This is a genomic window from Pararobbsia alpina, from assembly GCF_965118125.1.
GTDB classification, from domain to species: domain Bacteria; phylum Pseudomonadota; class Gammaproteobacteria; order Burkholderiales; family Burkholderiaceae; genus Pararobbsia; species Pararobbsia alpina_A.
In genome coordinates, this window is the sequence record NZ_OZ221288.1 from 1582847 (window position 1) to 1598494 (window position 15648).

The window sequence follows — 15648 nt, forward strand, 5'->3', positions numbered from 1 at the left end:
ATTCGAGAGAACGGCCCGCGCGGTGGGCACTTCAGCCAGCTGATGCGCGGCCGGTAGGGCAAAGGGACTCGAAACTTGACTGCCGCGCGCTACGACCGCGTCCCCTTGACCGACCGATCAAACCTCCGTACCAGATCCACAACCGTCCTCGCGCCCATTTTCTTCATCACGCGGCCGCGATGGACTTTGACGGTCATTTCGCTGATGCCGAGCTCATACGCGACTTGCTTGTTGAGCTTCCCGACGGCAATCAGCTCCATGACTTCGCGTTCGCGCGGTGTCAGCGCGTTCAGGCCAGCCGACGTTTCAGCAGAGTCTTCAGCTTCCCCACCGGCAGGCTCATCGAACACGCGGATCTCCCCGCGACGTAGCGCGCCGCCGTGTTCAATAGCCTCGAAAACTGCATCAAGCAGCGCTTCGTCACGCAAGGGCTTGACGAGATAGTCGATCGCACCGCCCTTCATCGCCTGCACCGCGGTTGCAGCACAGTCGAGCGATGTGGCGAAGACGAGCGGCGTGAGGTCGCCTGCCAACGCAAGATGACGTTGTATATCGAGGCCGTTCACGATTTGCAATTGAGCCTCGAGGATCAGGCAAGCAGCCTTGGCGCATGGCGCCCTTGAAAAAAAGTCCTCCACGCGATTGAACGCCTGGACGTTCAATCCCCTCGCCCACAGCATCCGTTCGACGTGCGCGCAAAACCATGGGTCCTCATCGAGCAACATGACGGTCGCGCCTTTCGAGCCGTCTGAATCGTCGTGCACCCACGAGGCAGCGATCGCGTCGACGTGTGTGTTCGAAAGCGTGTCCGAGAGAGATAACCCAGGTTGTTTCATGTGCTTCTTCCGTCGTGTGCCCATATCCGACGATCCGGGTCGTTTCGCCAATTCGAATACAGAGACTCGGGGTCGCGACGCGGATTGCGCTTCGAATGGGGATAGAGGTACCGATCGCTGTTGCAGAGGGAGAAGCGGTCTCAGACACAAAGGCCGCCGATACGCGCAGTGTAGTGAGACTTCTCTCGAGGACAATCCCTACTTGGTCGTACACGTCCCAGCTCTTGGGAGGCGTCTGTCGAGCTGAAACAAAGCGCTCTACTTTCCGAGGCTTTTTATGCCGGGTTCTCTTTAAGACGCATGACATTCAAGCCGTGCGCGTCCAATTGCCCAGGATTAACAACGCTTAACACGACCCCAACACGCGCGCTTCCCAGCGCACCACTCGTTTAACACCCTCCCAACGCTTAACATCGCTTCACTATGTCCCGATAGCACGATGTTCGACACTCGTCTCACCAACTGAGTCGAGGATGACCATCATGGATTCTGTAATCGATCCGCATCGTGACGATCCGTGGGCGCGAACCGTACGCTTGCTCGGCTGGGTGTCCGCCCCCGCCAACGAGCTCGCGGACGCCTCTATGCCCTCGGTATTGCGGCGGGGCACGCGCGGTGCGACGTCGTCGACGAGAATGACATGCACCTCGTTAGCGGATGTCAAAGTGCTCGAACGTCTCAGCGACGTAACCGCCGCAGTGACGTGGCACGACCCGACGCTGTGCAACTACGAATCGCAGATATGGCGCGAAGGCACAGCGCGCATCACGGGCCTTTGCGCGTTGACAGGTGTTCGCATCGTGCCAGGCGAGCCCATCTATCGTCCTATCGGTCAGCCGGCAAATGCGGGCGCAATGATCCGCTCCGTGGCCATTGGGCCCATCCTCGACTCGATCGAAGTCGCGGAGGTGGTCGAAAGTGGACCACTCTCGGGACCGGCTCCAGAAAATTGAGTCGCCTGAAGTGGGTACAGACTCGGCCGTAAGCGCTTGGTAATTTTCGCGAACACATTTCAATCGGTGTTCGACCATGCGCATCGCAACAAGCACGCTTAACCAGATCGGTCCGACGGGGATCGCACAACAGCAGTCCGAGTTGCTTCGACTCAGCAACATCATCGCGTCGGGCCGCACCGTCAGTCTTGCCGGTGACGACCCTGTCGCGGCAGCGCACGCCGTCGTGACCAAGACGGCGCTGAGCGCGAATACGCAGCACACGGCGAACCAGGATGCGGCCAATGCGTCGCTGGGTCTTGAAAGCAGCACGCTCAACAGTGCGGTCACGCAACTTCAAAAGATCCAGACCCTCGTTGCCAAAGCGAACAATGGCTCGCTGAGCGACTCGGATCGCGCTGCCTATGCGACCGAGCTGGAGAGTGCGCGCGCGCAATTGCTCGCCCTGGCCAACACGACCGACGCGCATGGCAACTATGTGTTCGGCGGGTTTCAAACGAGCGCGGCGCCGTTCTCGAACAATCCGAATGGCGCGGGCGTGCTCTACAACGGCGACCAGGGGCAAATCAAGGCGCAGGTCGGGCCGACGCGCCAATTGGCCGTCAATGACCCGGGGAGCAACGTGTTTCTCAGTTCAACGCCGAGCGTGGCATCCTCAATCGCGACCGCACCGAGCAGCAACGCGGGCTCCGCAACGATTGGCGTTCTGTCCACCGTTCAAGCGGGTGCCGCATCGAATTCGGATGCGTACACGATCGCATTTCAGAAGGACGCGAACGGCAACACGACGTACACCGTGACGGACAATACGACGGGAACCACCACGCAACCGGCCGCGTATTCGGATGGTTCCGCCATTCCGCTAGGTGCAGGACAGACTCTGATGATCCACGGCGCGCCTGAAGCCGGAGATACATTCGACGTTGGGCCGCCCAACGCAGCGCAGAGCAATGTGTTCGCAACAATCGACAACCTGATCACCGCATTGCGAACCCCGTCGCAAAGCCCGGGGGGTCATGCAAACCTGGCGAATCAGATGGCGTCGGGACTGCAGCAGCTTGGCAACACGTACACGACCATGCTGACCACGCTCGCCTCGGTCGGAGCGCGGCAGACGGAGCTCAAGTCGCTCAAGTCTGTTGGAAGCGCCAAAGACCTCACGTATTCGTCGCAACTGAGCGATGAGGTCGGCCTGACGACAGACAAGATGCCCGGCGTCTACGAGCAGCTGGTATCGGTCAGCACTCAGCTGACTGCGACACAGACGGCTTTCGTCAAGACGCAGTCACTGTCGCTCTTCAGCTTGATCAAGACGTAGTCTCACGTCGGAAGCCGTCGAATGGACCACTTTGTCGTTGGCAGATCCGAGCATCCGCTTCCGTGCGTAGATCTGCTCGGAAGCGGGAAGGCGTCCGCGCATCGCGCGATTTTCTTCGGTGATGAAGAGCAGGTGTTTCGCAACGAGGCCTTCGATCGCATGCAGGCTGCCCGCTCTCGACGAAACATCCGGCGTGGCGGCAATGACCATTTCCTCGAGGCTCGCCGGCCCGTCGAGCACAGACAATCGCTCGAACGCAACGCGCTCTCGTTCGCTGAGCCAGCGATAGCTCCATTCGATCGACGCGTCGAGCGTGCGGTGCCTGGGCGGCACGTTACGACATGCTGGCCAGTGCAAGCGCGATTCCGAGTCGATGAGATTCAGCGTGTGGATAAGCCCGAACGAAGCGACACGCAAGGCCACTATTTCGATGGCCAGCGGCACGCCTTCGAGCTTGCGGCATAGCGCGCCGATCGTCGCAAAGTTGTGATCGCCGGAATCGAAGCCCGCGCCCGCCTCACGTGCGCGCACGACGAAAAGTTGAACCGATGCATAGCCAAGCCATTCTCGCGGCGACGCTCTCGCGTAAGGAGGAGGTAGCGCGAGCCCGCCGATACGATAGACATATTCCCCCTTGATTCTGGGGACTTCCCGGCTCGTGAGAATGAAACGGCTCAAAGGAGAGCGGCCCATGACATACTCGGTCAGGACTGACACCTCGTCGATCACGTGCTCGCAATTGTCCAGCACGATCATCACAGGGCGCCCCATCACCGCACCGGCGATCTGTGCGAGTCGATTATCGCTTAAGCGATCGATCCCGAGCGTGTTTGCCACTGCGGCTTCAACGTCGCTGATTGTTCTGTCGCAGTGGCTCAGATCAACAAAGTAGCGTTCGCGTGGTATCGATGCCGCTGTGTGATTGAACAACGCGCGGGCAACAGTCGTCTTGCCGATACCTCCACCACCGACAACCGACACGAGCCGCGTCTGGCGCGCGATGGATATCAAGGACGCAAGCGTCGCCTCGCGTCCGATCAACCCTGTCGATCCGGCGACGATGCGCGTAGCCGACGCTCGTTCGACTGCATCGAAGGCCACATCCGCGCGGTCAGCCGGAGCCAGATAGCGCGAAACCTTCGCGACGAACGAATATCCGATGCCGGGCACGTTGCGGATGTAGTGGATCCCGTCGACACCCTCGCCGAGTGCCTTGCGCAACCCCGCGATATGCACTCGCAGGTTGCTCTCATCCACGACGATGTGGCGCCACGTACGCGTGATCAGGCTGCGCCGGTCGACGACCTGCCCGGCGTGTTGAACCAGCACAATCAGAATATCCAGCGCGCGGCTCCCTAACCGCACCTCTTCGCCGGCACGCTCGAGGCGCCGTTGAAGCGGATGGAGCGTGAACGGACCGAACGACACGGATTCGCCGTATTCCCGTCCATCCGCGCCGGCCAGCACGCTGGACAGCGACAATTCACCCATTTCAAGCACTCCCTCTCATTGCAACTGCGCACGCATTCTTTCACGACTATTTCAACGTAGTTGTGCCTCGATTGCGCAGTTCGCGAGACGGCGTTCACAGCAACGGCAACAACAAGCTCGCACACGAACTCCTGTCGTGGGATAGCTTATGACCTGTCTTGCATGGACATACCTTAAGTCAGGCCGCAACGCGCAGCGCCGAGGCAATACGTCGCGCGCTCAGGTCGATTTCGACTTCGTCAAACGGAGCGAATCCCATCACCAGGCTCGACGGGTGTCGATGGCGCGCGCTGTATCGCGCGAGCGGTGATGCATCGATGCCCGCTGCTGCGAGTCGTTCTACCGCAGCCGCTTCATCATGGCGCACGAGCTGGCCCACGACGTCGAGGCCCGCTTCGATTGCCGGAATATCGATAAGCCCTTGCCAATGCCGCCTGGCTGCAGTTTCGAATGCCTGTGCGCGTGAAGCGTATCGCTTTCGCATGCGGCGAATATGACGATCGAAGTGACCTTCCGCGAGAAAGTCCGCCATCACCGCTTGCGCGATTCCATTTGCACCACGTGCAGTGACCGCCGCGGCGCGTTTGAATGGCTCGACAAGGCGAAGCGGCAGCACAGCGTATGCGAGGCGTAGCGAGGGAAACATCAGTCTGCTGAAGGTGCCGGTGAACACGACATGCTCGCTGGCTCCCGGCAGACTTCGCAAAGCCGGAGTCAGCTTTGCCGCGAAGCAGTACTGGCTGTCGCAATCGTCTTCGAAAACGATGGCATCTCGCTCGATCGCCCATTGCAAGAGCGCGGCACGTCTGTCGCTTGAGAGGCTGACGCCAAGCGGCGCGTGGCGGGACGGTGTCGTGTAGGCGAGCGCCGCGGCCGGCGCTTCGCGTATGCCGTCTTCGACTCGCATGCCGTCGCAATCTACGCAGATGTCGACGACCCTTGCACCCGATGCGAGCATGACTTCTCGCGCGCCCATGTGACCGGGATCTTCCATCCAGACCGCATCGTCGGGTCCGGCGACCAGTCGCATGCAGAGATCGAGAGCTTGTTGCATGCTGCTGACGATGACTATTTGCTCAGGGCACGCAGAGACGGCGCGTGAGATCGCGAGGTGATCGGCGATGGCTTCGCGCAGTGCGGGCAGTCCTGCGGGGTTCACTTCCCGCAAGGCGTCGATACGCGAACTGCGTAACTGTCGCACATGCAATTGTCGCCACGTATCGATGGGAAACGCCCGAATATCGCTTCGATGCGGCAGGAATGGACGAGGCGGGACGTCAGAGAGTGCGAGCGGTAGCGCAGGCACGTGCTCGACAAGCCGGTTGATCCACGGCCCCTTCGGTCGTCGCTCCACAGGTCGTTGGGTCAAAACGCTGGCAGGTGGCGCGACGCTGACCTTAGCGGACTGATCCGGTAAATGGCGGCTCACACGCGTGCCGCTGCCTACGCGTGTGACGAGATAGCCTTCGGCCAGGAGCTGATCGTAGGCCGCAAGAACCGTCCCGCGGGAGAGGTGGAATTGGCGAGCAAGCGTGCGCGTGCCGGGCAGGACGCTGTCCGCCGGCAAACGCCCGCTCACGATCGACTGACGGAGTCCTTCGTAGAGCCAGCGGTGCAGACTCTCGCCCGCCTGCGGGGCGTCGAGCGGAAGCGACAAGACCAGCGGCGGGTTCATCAGAGCCCATCCCCCAGGGCACGGCCTGTGGCAAGCTGATAGGCGACTCGGGCAACACGTCGTCCGAGGTGTTCCGACGCCACCCATTCGGAAGGGCGTACCGGCGTCGTGTCCGCATTGACATCGATTTCGGCATCGACATCGGCCCTCGGTGTCTCTGGCGCAGCAACGCCGAGAAAGTCGCTATGCAGACAGACCGATGCGTCGCGGGTCGACGACCCGTCGTGGCACGGCAACGGACCGAGATTGACCCAATGCATGCCCTGCTGCGCCGCAAAGATCCAGAGCTGCACGAGCGTATTCAGCGTGTGGCCTGAGCGTGCCGATGCATGTGTAAAGCCTGCAGCGACTTTGTCCCGCCATTTACTCTGATCGAACGCACGAGATGCGCTTGCATCCATGAACGTCTTGAAAGGGCCCGACGCACTGCCCATGCAGGTCGGACACCCGAATATGATGGCGTCCGAGTCCTCGAGCGTGTCCCAATGACAATCGATTTCGTCGACGGAGATCAGCAAGCTATTCGCCTGCGGATGGCTGGACGCGCCAATGGCCACTGCCTGCGCCTGCTCGGTGGTGCGGCCGTCACGATCGTCGTAGACGATAGCGACAAGCACCTTGATGTTGGACATGGTGGACATCCCCGACCGTGTAAGGGCACGCCCAATGCGTCCCTCTCTGCGGGCTTAGACGCGAGAGCGGGCTCATTTGTGACGGATCTGGATCTTTACAGCGGCGGGACGGACGACAGCTTGTCGGGGTTGCGCATCACATAGACCTCTGTAATACGGCCGTCTTCGATCGTGAATGCATTGGCCGACTCGATCACGCCGTGCACGTAGCGAAGCAGACCCAGCGCGCCATTGATGCGCGCGAGCCGATAGGTGACATGGCCTGGCGCCGCATGTTCGACCGACCAGAACACGCCCGCCACGCGCGCAGCCCCTTGCAGCACCTTGGCAAACGACGACATTTTTGCGCCGCCATCGCTGATGAGCTCCGCTTCCGCGCTCAACATGGATTTCATGGCTTCGCGATCGCCGGAGCTGGCCGCCTGCATGAAACGCACAAGCAACTCGTTGTGCTCCTGTTCGGAGACGGTGTAACGCGGCCGGCCTTCTCGAACACGTTCGCCAGCCCGGCTGACGAGCTGGCGGCAGGCCGCCTCGGATTTGCCGACAATCGCTGCGATTTCCGCATAGTCGAGATCGAACGCCTGGCGCAACAAAAACGCGGCGCGTTCATCGGGGGACAGACGCTCGAGTACCCAGAGAAACGCGATGGACACTTCGCTCGCGAGCTCGATCGCCGCTTCGGGTGTGTCTTCATTGAGTTCGACGATCGGCTCGGGCAGCCACCTTCCGACGTATTGCTCCTGTTCACTTTTGCGGGCCCGCAGCCGATCGATCGACAGACGTGTCGTGACTGTGACAAGCCATGCTTCAGACGAGCGCATTTCAGTGTGGTCGGCCTCGTGCCAGCGCAACCATGCGTCCTGCACGACGTCTTCGGCATCCGAGCGCGTACCGAGCATGCGATACGCAATGCCGAAAAGGCGCGGCTTTAAAGTCGTGAAGGTCTGTAGCGTATCCATGGGACTCACTCGTCGAATTAACGTCACTGGACGCCCGAAAACATTAGACGTCTGGACCGTGCATTTTGTGACAGAGCAGCGTATAAGCGCGTTTTTTTTAGCGTGTTGCCAGAATCGCGAGCGGCTTTGTCACAGATTGCGGGACCGCTGCGTCTAAGGGAGGTCAGAGGCGCGCAGGGCGCCGCTCCACCCCAAGGTGACCACCATGACTGCTGCACGCATCAACTTTTTCAAACTCGCCCCCTCCAGTCTTAAAGCGCTGATTGGCCTGTCCGGCTCGGTCAAGCAAAGCTCGCTCGGCCATCGCATCGTCGAGATGGTCAATCTGCGTGTGTCGCAGATCAACGGCTGTGGCGTCTGCGTCGACATGCATTGGCGCGACCTCATCAAACAGGGTGCCGACCCGCGCCACCTCAATGCCGTGGCCGGCTGGCGTGAAGCCCCGTTCTTCGACGCCCGCGAACGCGCGGCGCTTGCGTGGGCTGAAGCCGTCAACGCGCTGCCGCATCGCGACACGACCGACGAGGTCTATCCGGAACTGAGCCAGCACTTCGACGAAGAACAGATCGCTGAACTGTCATATGCGATCGCAACGATCCGCGGCTGGAACGTCATCAACCTGAGCCTGCGCAACCAGATCCCCGAACATCCGGCTCCCGGATTTTGAGCTTGAACGCGGCGACGTGCAGAGCGTCGGAACGACCCGTTTCCTTCCGACTTGTCGCCAGATCGAATCTTCCATTGAATAGACAGGACTATTGAAGATGAGCCAAACAATTCGCAATGTGCAGCCGGTGATTTCGCCTCTTGGTAAAGAAGGATCGACAGAGCTCGTACCGTCGCGTTACGCCGTGCGCGTGGGTGACGTCGACGTCGTGGTGATCAGCGACGGGATTCTTCCGTTGCCGACTTCGACGATGTCCACGAACGTGAGCGAAGCGAACCGCAACGAGTGGTTCGACCGTCGTTTCCTGCAGCGCGACATGTTCGACTGGGCGCTGAATATCGCGCTCGTCCGCAGCGGTGAACGCCTGATCCTGATCGACTCGGGTGTGGGCGACGGTTTCGAATACTTCACGCGCGCGGGACAGTCGGTGATGCGCCTGGAGTCGGCGGGCATCGATCTGGCTGCGATCACCGATATCGTGATCACGCATATGCATATGGATCACGTCGGCGGGCTGAACAATGACGGCGTCAAGGCCAAGCTTCGTCCGGACGTGCGCATTCACGTGGCGGCGCGGGAAGTGGAGTTCTGGAAGAACCCGGACTTCAGCAAGACCGTGATGCCGGAAACGGTGCCTCCTGCGCTTCGCAAGGCCGCGGCAACGTTTGTTGAACTCTACGGCAAGAACATCGTGCAGTTCGATCAGACTGTTGTAGTCGCGCCCGGCGTGTCGGCGCGCGTGACCGGCGGTCATACGCCGGGGCATTGTGTCGTGGATGTGGCATCGAACGGCGAGAAGCTGACGTTCGTGGGCGACGCGATTTTCGAAGTCGGGTTCGACAATCCCGATTGGCAGAATGGCTTCGAGCACGACCCTGAAGCGTCGGTTGACGTGCGTATCGCGCTGCTCAATGAAGCCGCGGAAACCGGCTCGCTGATGGCCGCAGCGCACATCGGGTTTCCGTCCGTCGGGCACATCGCCAAGAACGGGAAGGCGTTTCGTTTTGTGCCGGTGAAGTGGGACTATTGATTGACGCAGGGCATTTCACCGTCGTCGCCTAAACGGCGGTGACGATCGATCGTATGCCGCGGGCCCACAAGGCTCGCGGCTTGAGTCGATCAACGCGCACCGCGCACCCCTTCGACACGCGGATAAGCGCGCGCCGCCAAGAAAGTGACGGTAAGCGCTGTCGAACCTAGCGCAACGGCAGCGACAAACCCAAGCCCCGGTGCCGGGATGATTTGCGGAAGCAGGCAAATCGCCAGCGCCGGAGGAAAATTCAGCCTGAAAAGCCGCAATGTCATCGCCCCGACGATTAACGCAATCGCTACGGAAACGGGGCCGACCCCACTCATGGTCACCAAGGCCACGCCCACACCAGCGCCGATTGTGCTTGTCACGGCGAGCGCATAGGGACGCGTGGCCCACGGACAGCTATCGGGGTGAACGAACATCTCGTAAGCGATCACGATCAGCGGTGGAAACAAAGCCAAGCGCAGCCCGGTGATCGCGCCAAGCGCGTACACAAGTACAAGAAAGCCGGCGAATACCGGAACCCATGCGAAACGGTCGCTCGTGCGGTCCGCGCCGTGTTTTGATTTCTGGCTCGAAGACTGCGTGACCGCCGGAATCCGTTCGCTGAAGATCCGACGATACGCGATGGACGATATCGCCAGCACGGCAGTGACGAGCGCAATCGACGCCGGGTACTGCCAGCTCGTGAGCCCCAGAGCCAACGGCAGAAAGCCCGCCGAAATCGCTGGCGCGATGGGTGAGCGTAGCAGCCGCATCAGCCCGATAGCCGCAGCGACACACACCGCCACGCTCAGCGCCCCATATGGGAGGTGCTGCGCGATCAGAACACCGACCACCGCTGTCGCCGTGGGTGTGACGATCATCATGAGCGGCGCGTTGGCCCACACGCCGGCCGGGCGCGAGAACACGTTGTAGGACAATGCGCTGAGTTCTGGAAAGAGGACGAACGGCACGGCCGTCGCTAACGCAAGCTTGGAAGCGCCGGCAAGCAGAACAAGCGTGAGCAATTCGCTCATCAGTAGGAAGCTGGGAATCATCGTGCACGGGTCATAAAAGGACCAGCGCTATGCTAGGGGGAATGCTTCTGTGCGAATATTCCCCACAATTGCACGTCATCCGTGAGAATTTGCACCGATGTTCGATTGGGAAAACATGCGCTATTTCCTCGCGGTGGGCCGCTTTGGCACGCTCACAGGGGCCGCGCGCGCACTGGAAGTCGATCACGCGACGGTCAGCAGACGCCTGAGCGCGCTCGAAGAACAATTGAACGGCCGCCTAGTCGACCGTCAGCCGCGCGCGTGCACGCTGACGGCCGCGGGTCAGCGCGTATTCGAACTGGCCCAGGCCATGGAAGAAGGTGCGGACTCCATTGAGCGATTCCTTGACGCCAGCCGCTCGCCGCTGAAGGGAAAGGTCGCGCTGAGCGCACCACCCGTCCTGGTGGCGAACTTTCTTGCGAAGCACCTCGCCGATTTTCGACTTGTGCATCCTGGCGTGCAGTTATCCGTCTCGGCGCAGTCGCGGCTGGTCTCGCTCGGCCGCAGAGAAGCCAGCATCGTTCTTCGACTGACCCGGCCTCAGGAACCCACCAGCGTCGCGCGCAAACTCGGCCGCATGTCGTTTGATCTGTATGCCAGCAAGACCTATCCTTTTCTGGGCGATCCGTCCGGGTGGGAATTCATCGCCTACGACTCTGCGTCAATCGACGTTCCGCAGCAGAAGTGGCTGATGAAGATCGCGAAAGGGCGGCCCATTGTCTGTGAGATTGGCGACATCAATGGCCATCTTGCCGCAGCCAGGGGAGGCGCAGGTGTGGCATGTCTGCCCTGCTTTCTTGCGGATCAGGACCCGGCGTTGCGCCGGCTTGCGCACGAGACTCCGCCGTTGTCGCGCGACATCTGGATGGCCGTGCACCGCGATCTGCGCAGCGCTCCGCAGGTACGGGCCGTCACGGACTACCTGCTGAAGGTGGTGGGTGAACACCCGGCATTCAGGGCAAGCGTCTAGTCGTTTGTGCGTCGCTGTCTATACCCAGAGGAATACCCATGCCTTCCGAACACGTCGATGTCTTGTCCGAGGTACTCAAGCTGATTCGTCTTCGCGGGGATCACGTATTTCACGGAGAACTGGGTCACGCGACCGAAGTCGCCTTTTCGCCCGGGCCGGCGACGTTTTTGCACTTGCGAACCGGGCAATTGTCCGTGTCTCAACGCAACGGGCAACCCGTGCTCGTGCGCGCGGGTGACTTCGTTCTGTTACCCCGTGGCGATGGTCTTACGATTCAAAGCGAGTCGGGGAAAAGCACGCCGCAAAGGTTTGAACTGCTGGCCGAAGCAAAGCCGAACGGGAAAGTTCAGACCTTCAAGTGGGGAGCAGGAAGCGTCGCCGGATCCTTTCTCGCGGGTTCGTTTCATTTCGACGGTGCGCCGTTGCGCTCCTTGCTGACCGGGCTTCCCGGTCTGATACACCTGACATGCGACAAGGTCAGTGATCCCCCTTGGCTGGCCTCCATCACGCATTTTCTGGACGTTGAATCGCGCAGCGGCGGCCCAGGGTCCTTATTGATGATATCGAGGCTGATTGACCTGCTCGTGGTCCGTACGCTACGGATGTGGGTCAGTCGGCAAGGCGATCGCGTCGGCTGGTTGTCCGGACTCAGCGATGAACGCGTTGGCCGTGCGTTGACCGCCATGCATCTCGACCCCGGTCGGGCATGGACTGTCTCGACACTCGCAGAGACAGCCATGATGTCGCGATCGACATTTTCAAATCGGTTCAGCGCGGTGGTCGGGCTTTCACCGTTGCGCTATCTGACACGGTGGCGCCTGACGTTAGCCGCTGACTTGCTGCGCAGCGGAACCGTCAAGGTCACCGAAGTGGTGCATGACGCCGGATACGGCTCGGAGGCGGCCTTCAGCCGTGCATTCAAGCAGGAATTTGGCTATTCGCCGAGTGAGACGCATCGCATGACACAGACCGACATTTTTGTCGCTCGAAGCTCGGAATAACGTTGACGGTCAGCGCAAAGATGCTCAATCGATTCATCAATCAGTCGCAACTGTCGTTTCGGCAGTTACGATTCAAAGGAATCGGGTAAGGTCTGAGCGGTCTCGGCTTTTTGCATCGGTCGGATCACAGTCGTTCATACAATCGATCATGTAAACGAGACGTCGGGATATGGTTTGTTTCAGATGCGCTCTTTACAGTCCAGAAGCGGGTCACTCGTATATCTGAAAAGAATACGAGTTGCCGCACACAACAATCTGGACTCGTCAAGGAAGCAAGTCTGATGAAACAACTCCTCGCCGCTCTCACCGTGTCTGCATTCGCGTTTAGTGCCTCTGCGTCGGCCGCAGAAAAGCCCCCTATCGTGTTGGTCCATGGCGCTTTCGAAGACGCCAAGATCTGGGGGCACGTCAGCGCCAAACTTCAAGCAGACGGCTTCAAGGTTGTCGCTGTTGAACTGCCAGGCCGTCCCGGTTCGCCCGCAGCGCCGAACGAGGTAAGCCTGAATCTGTATCGCGACACCGTCCTCGCTGCCCTGAACAAAACTCATCACCCTGCCGTTGTGGTCGGTCACAGCTTCGGCGGGCTTGTCATCGCCGACGCTGCCGAAGCAGCGCCGAAGAAGATCAAGACCCTGGTCTTCCTTGCAGCCTATTTGCCGCAAGACGGTGATTCACTCGTGTCGATGGCGAACAAGGATGCTGATGCCAAGATCGGCCCGCACCTGCAGATCGACAAGGAGAAAGGCATTGCCACCATCGAATATTCGGCACGTGCCGATCTGTTTGCAAACGATGGTCCTGACGGTCTGCGCAAGGCGATCCCCGATCTGATCCTGCCTGAACCGGTGGTCCCGCTCGGCACGCCCGTGCACGTCACTGCCGCCAACTTCGGTCAGGTCGACAAAGTCTACATTCACACCGCCAACGACCAGGTCATCAGCCCTTCGTTTCAAGCAAAGATGGTTGCCGCTACGCCTGTAAGGGCTGAGTACACCCTGCAGACTGGCCATACGCCGTTCCTCACCGATCCGGACGGCCTTGCGAAAGCCATTGAGGATGCCGCGAAGTAGGCACGGGCTCCAGCCGACGACCTGACGCGACAGATGCGCTACAGCGCGCCAGGTCACCCGGTCACCCATTCAGTCACCGTCTGGGTGACGTCAGTTCGATGACGATGATGCTCCTCTGACAGCGGGGATCTAAGCCAGATCGCCCGCTGTTGCTTTCTGCGCCGGACGCTAGAATCGCAGCATCTCATCGGATTGAGCCATCCGTTCGGATCGTGGTCCAGCTGATCCGCACGATCACAATGACCCACGCTCCATCACGCCGCCTCGAGCCTGAACATGAACATTTTCGACCGCCTTTCCGAAGCAGGTCTTCACTTGCCTCAACCCATCAAGCCGCTCGGGTCGTATCGGACCGTCTCTGTTTCGGGAAACCAACTATATGTGTCCGGGCTGGGTCCGTTTGAGAATGGCCGACCGATTGTCGGGGTCGTCGGTCGCGATCTATCGCTAGAAAGGGCTCAAGAGGCAGCACGCCTGACGATGCTCATGATCTTGGCGTGTGTTGAACAGGAGTGCGGACTCGACAAGATTGCGCGGTGTAGTCGACTCACGGTGTACGTCCGCGCCGATGAGTCATTCACCCAGCATCCGCAAGTGGCGAATGGTGCCAGCGATGTCCTGCTGACTTTGTTTGGTCAAGACAACCTTCCGGCGCGAAGCGCGCTGGGCGTGCATACCTTGCCGATGGGAATCCCGGTCGAAATCGACAGTATTTTTGAATTGAAGGGATAAGTTCCGAAGCGTGCGCATCGAGCGGCTTCGGGCCGAATTGTCTCCGCAGCGCGGAGACAATTCAGTTGGACGCGCTCGAGATCGCTTAACCCTGCGACGCCCTCCCGACCAAGGTCCTTGGACGAGTATCTACGCAAAGCTGCTTCGCGAATCGCTCGTTCAACGTTGCGCTTTAGTGGCTCGGCGTCAGTAACACGATGGTGCCGGGAGTTCGCGAACCGACATAGATGCCCCCATCCGAACGCACAGCGATACCTCCCGGGTCGTTGACGGTACCGAGCGTCGCTACCGTGCCGTCTGGTTCGATTTCCTGCACCGCGCCGCTGCCGCTTTCTGTGACGTAGACGTTTCCTTTCGAATCGACGGCAATCCCAAAGCCGCCTGTAATGCCACTGCCGAGCGCGGTAATCTGCCCGTTCGTCGGGTCAACTTTATCGATGACCCCGCCAGTCCCGAAGACATAGAAGTTTCCGGCAGCGTCTACGGCAATAGCTTGAGGAGACGGAACACTGGCGGGGACCGTCGTCACCGTGCCACCCGGCGTTACCTTGTGCACGACGCTGTTGTTGAAGTCCGCAACGTAGACGTTGTCATTGCTGTCGACTGCGATAGCGTCCGAAAACGGCAATCCTGGGGCAACGACGGTTTGCGTCGTCCCATCTGCGGACATCTTGATCAAGGAATTGGCCCCGTTCATCGTGTAGACATTTCCCGAACTGTCCACTGCGACCGCATTTGGTACAGACAGCCCAGTGAATCCAATCACCGATACCGTACCGCTCGACGAGATCTTCACAACCTGATTCGAGTTTTGCGTGGCCGCATACACATTTCCGCTTGCGTCGAGTGCGAGTTCATCCGGAACTGAAAGTCCGCTTGCAAACGTCGAGTTGGTTGCAGTCGCGGTCGAGCAGCTTACCGTCACGGTCACGTTGGTTTTTACCGTTCCGCTTTGATTCTGAAGACTGCACTGCGTCCAGAAAGGTGTGACGGCGGTCACACTATATGTGCTCCCCGATGCCACACTCGTCGGAAAAACGAAGGAGCCGTCGCCATTCACCGTCACCGTATCAGCGCCGTTTTTGAGCTGCAGAGATTGTCCGTGCAGTCCCGAAACCGTCCCGCTGATCGAGAAATTTGCAACCGGCGTTGTCGCAGGAGCAGCTGGCGTTGCAGCAGCATTGTCAGACCCGCCCGAGCCGCCGCCACAGCCCGCAAGCGCCATCGTGACGGCCGCAAGCGCGACCATTTGCGCAGTCATTAAACGG

15 protein-coding genes are annotated in these 15648 nt (G+C 60.2%); 8 read left to right on the forward strand and 7 right to left on the reverse strand.

Annotated elements, in window-relative coordinates:
- Positions 1-89: 89 nt before the first annotated feature.
- Complete coding sequence (locus tag ACMFWR_RS25150; RefSeq protein WP_413195097.1) at positions 90-836, reverse strand: response regulator transcription factor; 747 nt, start codon at positions 834-836, stop codon at positions 90-92.
- Between the two features lie 482 nt (positions 837-1318).
- Here ACMFWR_RS25150 and ACMFWR_RS25155 point away from each other — a divergent pair, with 482 nt between their 5' ends.
- Both ACMFWR_RS25155 and flgL read left to right on the forward strand, forming a co-directional pair.
- Positions 1319-1789: a DUF3331 domain-containing protein gene (locus ACMFWR_RS25155; protein ID WP_413195098.1), complete on the forward strand. Its 471-nt coding sequence runs from the start codon at positions 1319-1321 to the stop codon at positions 1787-1789.
- A gap of 76 nt (positions 1790-1865) precedes the next feature.
- Positions 1866-3107 carry a flagellar hook-associated protein FlgL gene (gene flgL, locus ACMFWR_RS25160; RefSeq protein WP_413195099.1) on the forward strand — a complete coding sequence of 414 codons (1242 nt, stop codon included), beginning with the start codon at positions 1866-1868 and terminating at the stop codon, positions 3105-3107.
- Here the strand turns inward: flgL and ACMFWR_RS25165 are convergent.
- The 4 genes from ACMFWR_RS25165 to ACMFWR_RS25180 all read right to left on the reverse strand — a co-directional run bounded on the left by ACMFWR_RS25165 (position 3075) and on the right by ACMFWR_RS25180 (position 7894).
- Positions 3075-4598, reverse strand: a complete 1524-nt coding sequence (locus ACMFWR_RS25165) for an ATP-binding protein (protein WP_413195100.1) — start codon at positions 4596-4598, stop codon at positions 3075-3077. The genes flgL and ACMFWR_RS25165 overlap by 33 nt on opposite strands.
- Positions 4599-4776: 178 nt before the next feature.
- Complete coding sequence (locus ACMFWR_RS25170) at positions 4777-6273, reverse strand: PLP-dependent aminotransferase family protein (RefSeq protein WP_413195101.1); 1497 nt, start codon at positions 6271-6273, stop codon at positions 4777-4779.
- A complete protein-coding gene (locus tag ACMFWR_RS25175; protein WP_413195102.1) occupies positions 6273-6905 on the reverse strand; it encodes a flavodoxin family protein in 633 nt (210 codons plus the stop codon). Before ACMFWR_RS25175 ends, ACMFWR_RS25170 begins: the two co-directional genes overlap by 1 nt.
- Positions 6906-7000: 95 nt before the next feature.
- Entirely contained in the window at positions 7001-7894 is an 894-nt protein-coding gene (locus tag ACMFWR_RS25180; protein ID WP_413195103.1) for an RNA polymerase sigma-70 factor, read from the reverse strand.
- Positions 7895-8072: 178 nt separating this feature from the next.
- On the opposite strand from ACMFWR_RS25180, the gene ACMFWR_RS25185 reads away from it, so the two are divergent.
- Complete coding sequence (locus ACMFWR_RS25185; protein ID WP_413195104.1) at positions 8073-8534, forward strand: carboxymuconolactone decarboxylase family protein; 462 nt, start codon at positions 8073-8075, stop codon at positions 8532-8534.
- Positions 8535-8631: 97 nt separating this feature from the next.
- Positions 8632-9564 (forward strand): MBL fold metallo-hydrolase, encoded by a 933-nt coding sequence (locus ACMFWR_RS25190; RefSeq protein ID WP_413195105.1) that lies wholly within the window; start codon positions 8632-8634, stop codon positions 9562-9564.
- 89 nt (positions 9565-9653) lie between these two features.
- Here ACMFWR_RS25190 and ACMFWR_RS25195 read toward each other — a convergent pair whose 3' ends face one another.
- The gene (locus tag ACMFWR_RS25195; RefSeq protein WP_413195106.1) at positions 9654-10607 is read right to left on the reverse strand and encodes an HPP family protein; all 954 of its coding nucleotides are present in this window, start codon (positions 10605-10607) and stop codon (positions 9654-9656) included.
- A gap of 97 nt (positions 10608-10704) precedes the next feature.
- On the opposite strand from ACMFWR_RS25195, the gene ACMFWR_RS25200 reads away from it, so the two are divergent.
- The 4 genes from ACMFWR_RS25200 (at position 10705) to ACMFWR_RS25215 (ending at position 14380) form a co-directional block, all read left to right on the forward strand.
- Entirely contained in the window at positions 10705-11577 is an 873-nt protein-coding gene (locus ACMFWR_RS25200; RefSeq protein WP_413195107.1) for a LysR family transcriptional regulator, read from the forward strand.
- 38 nt (positions 11578-11615) lie between these two features.
- Positions 11616-12578 (forward strand): AraC family transcriptional regulator, encoded by a 963-nt coding sequence (locus ACMFWR_RS25205; protein WP_413195108.1) that lies wholly within the window; start codon positions 11616-11618, stop codon positions 12576-12578.
- 281 nt (positions 12579-12859) lie between these two features.
- Positions 12860-13648 carry an alpha/beta fold hydrolase gene (locus ACMFWR_RS25210; RefSeq protein WP_413195109.1) on the forward strand — a complete coding sequence of 263 codons (789 nt, stop codon included), beginning with the start codon at positions 12860-12862 and terminating at the stop codon, positions 13646-13648.
- Positions 13649-13924: 276 nt separating this feature from the next.
- Positions 13925-14380: a RidA family protein gene (locus tag ACMFWR_RS25215; RefSeq protein ID WP_413195110.1), complete on the forward strand. Its 456-nt coding sequence runs from the start codon at positions 13925-13927 to the stop codon at positions 14378-14380.
- 172 nt (positions 14381-14552) lie between these two features.
- Here the strand turns inward: ACMFWR_RS25215 and ACMFWR_RS25220 are convergent, their stop codons facing one another.
- On the reverse strand, positions 14553-15629 hold the full coding sequence (locus ACMFWR_RS25220) for a hypothetical protein (protein ID WP_413195111.1): 1077 nt from the start codon (positions 15627-15629) through the stop codon (positions 14553-14555).
- Between the last annotated feature and the right edge of the window lie 19 nt (positions 15630-15648).

Excerpts from the sequence above, each read along its gene's own strand:
- ACMFWR_RS25150 (WP_413195097.1), bottom strand. The coding sequence starts at position 836 with ATGAAACAACCTGGGTTATCTCTCTCGGACACGCTTTCGAACACACAC.
- ACMFWR_RS25155 (WP_413195098.1), top strand. The coding sequence starts at position 1,319 with ATGGATTCTGTAATCGATCCGCATCGTGACGATCCGTGGGCGCGAACC.
- flgL (WP_413195099.1), top strand. The coding sequence starts at position 1,866 with ATGCGCATCGCAACAAGCACGCTTAACCAGATCGGTCCGACGGGGATC.
- ACMFWR_RS25165 (WP_413195100.1), bottom strand. The coding sequence starts at position 4,598 with ATGGGTGAATTGTCGCTGTCCAGCGTGCTGGCCGGCGCGGATGGACGG.
- ACMFWR_RS25170 (WP_413195101.1), bottom strand. The coding sequence starts at position 6,273 with ATGAACCCGCCGCTGGTCTTGTCGCTTCCGCTCGACGCCCCGCAGGCG.
- ACMFWR_RS25175 (WP_413195102.1), bottom strand. The coding sequence starts at position 6,905 with ATGTCCAACATCAAGGTGCTTGTCGCTATCGTCTACGACGATCGTGAC.
- ACMFWR_RS25185 (WP_413195104.1), top strand. The coding sequence starts at position 8,073 with ATGACTGCTGCACGCATCAACTTTTTCAAACTCGCCCCCTCCAGTCTT.
- ACMFWR_RS25190 (WP_413195105.1), top strand. The coding sequence starts at position 8,632 with ATGAGCCAAACAATTCGCAATGTGCAGCCGGTGATTTCGCCTCTTGGT.
- ACMFWR_RS25195 (WP_413195106.1), bottom strand. The coding sequence starts at position 10,607 with ATGATTCCCAGCTTCCTACTGATGAGCGAATTGCTCACGCTTGTTCTG.
- ACMFWR_RS25200 (WP_413195107.1), top strand. The coding sequence starts at position 10,705 with ATGTTCGATTGGGAAAACATGCGCTATTTCCTCGCGGTGGGCCGCTTT.
- ACMFWR_RS25205 (WP_413195108.1), top strand. The coding sequence starts at position 11,616 with ATGCCTTCCGAACACGTCGATGTCTTGTCCGAGGTACTCAAGCTGATT.
- ACMFWR_RS25210 (WP_413195109.1), top strand. The coding sequence starts at position 12,860 with ATGAAACAACTCCTCGCCGCTCTCACCGTGTCTGCATTCGCGTTTAGT.
- ACMFWR_RS25215 (WP_413195110.1), top strand. The coding sequence starts at position 13,925 with ATGAACATTTTCGACCGCCTTTCCGAAGCAGGTCTTCACTTGCCTCAA.
- ACMFWR_RS25220 (WP_413195111.1), bottom strand. The coding sequence starts at position 15,629 with ATGGTCGCGCTTGCGGCCGTCACGATGGCGCTTGCGGGCTGTGGCGGC.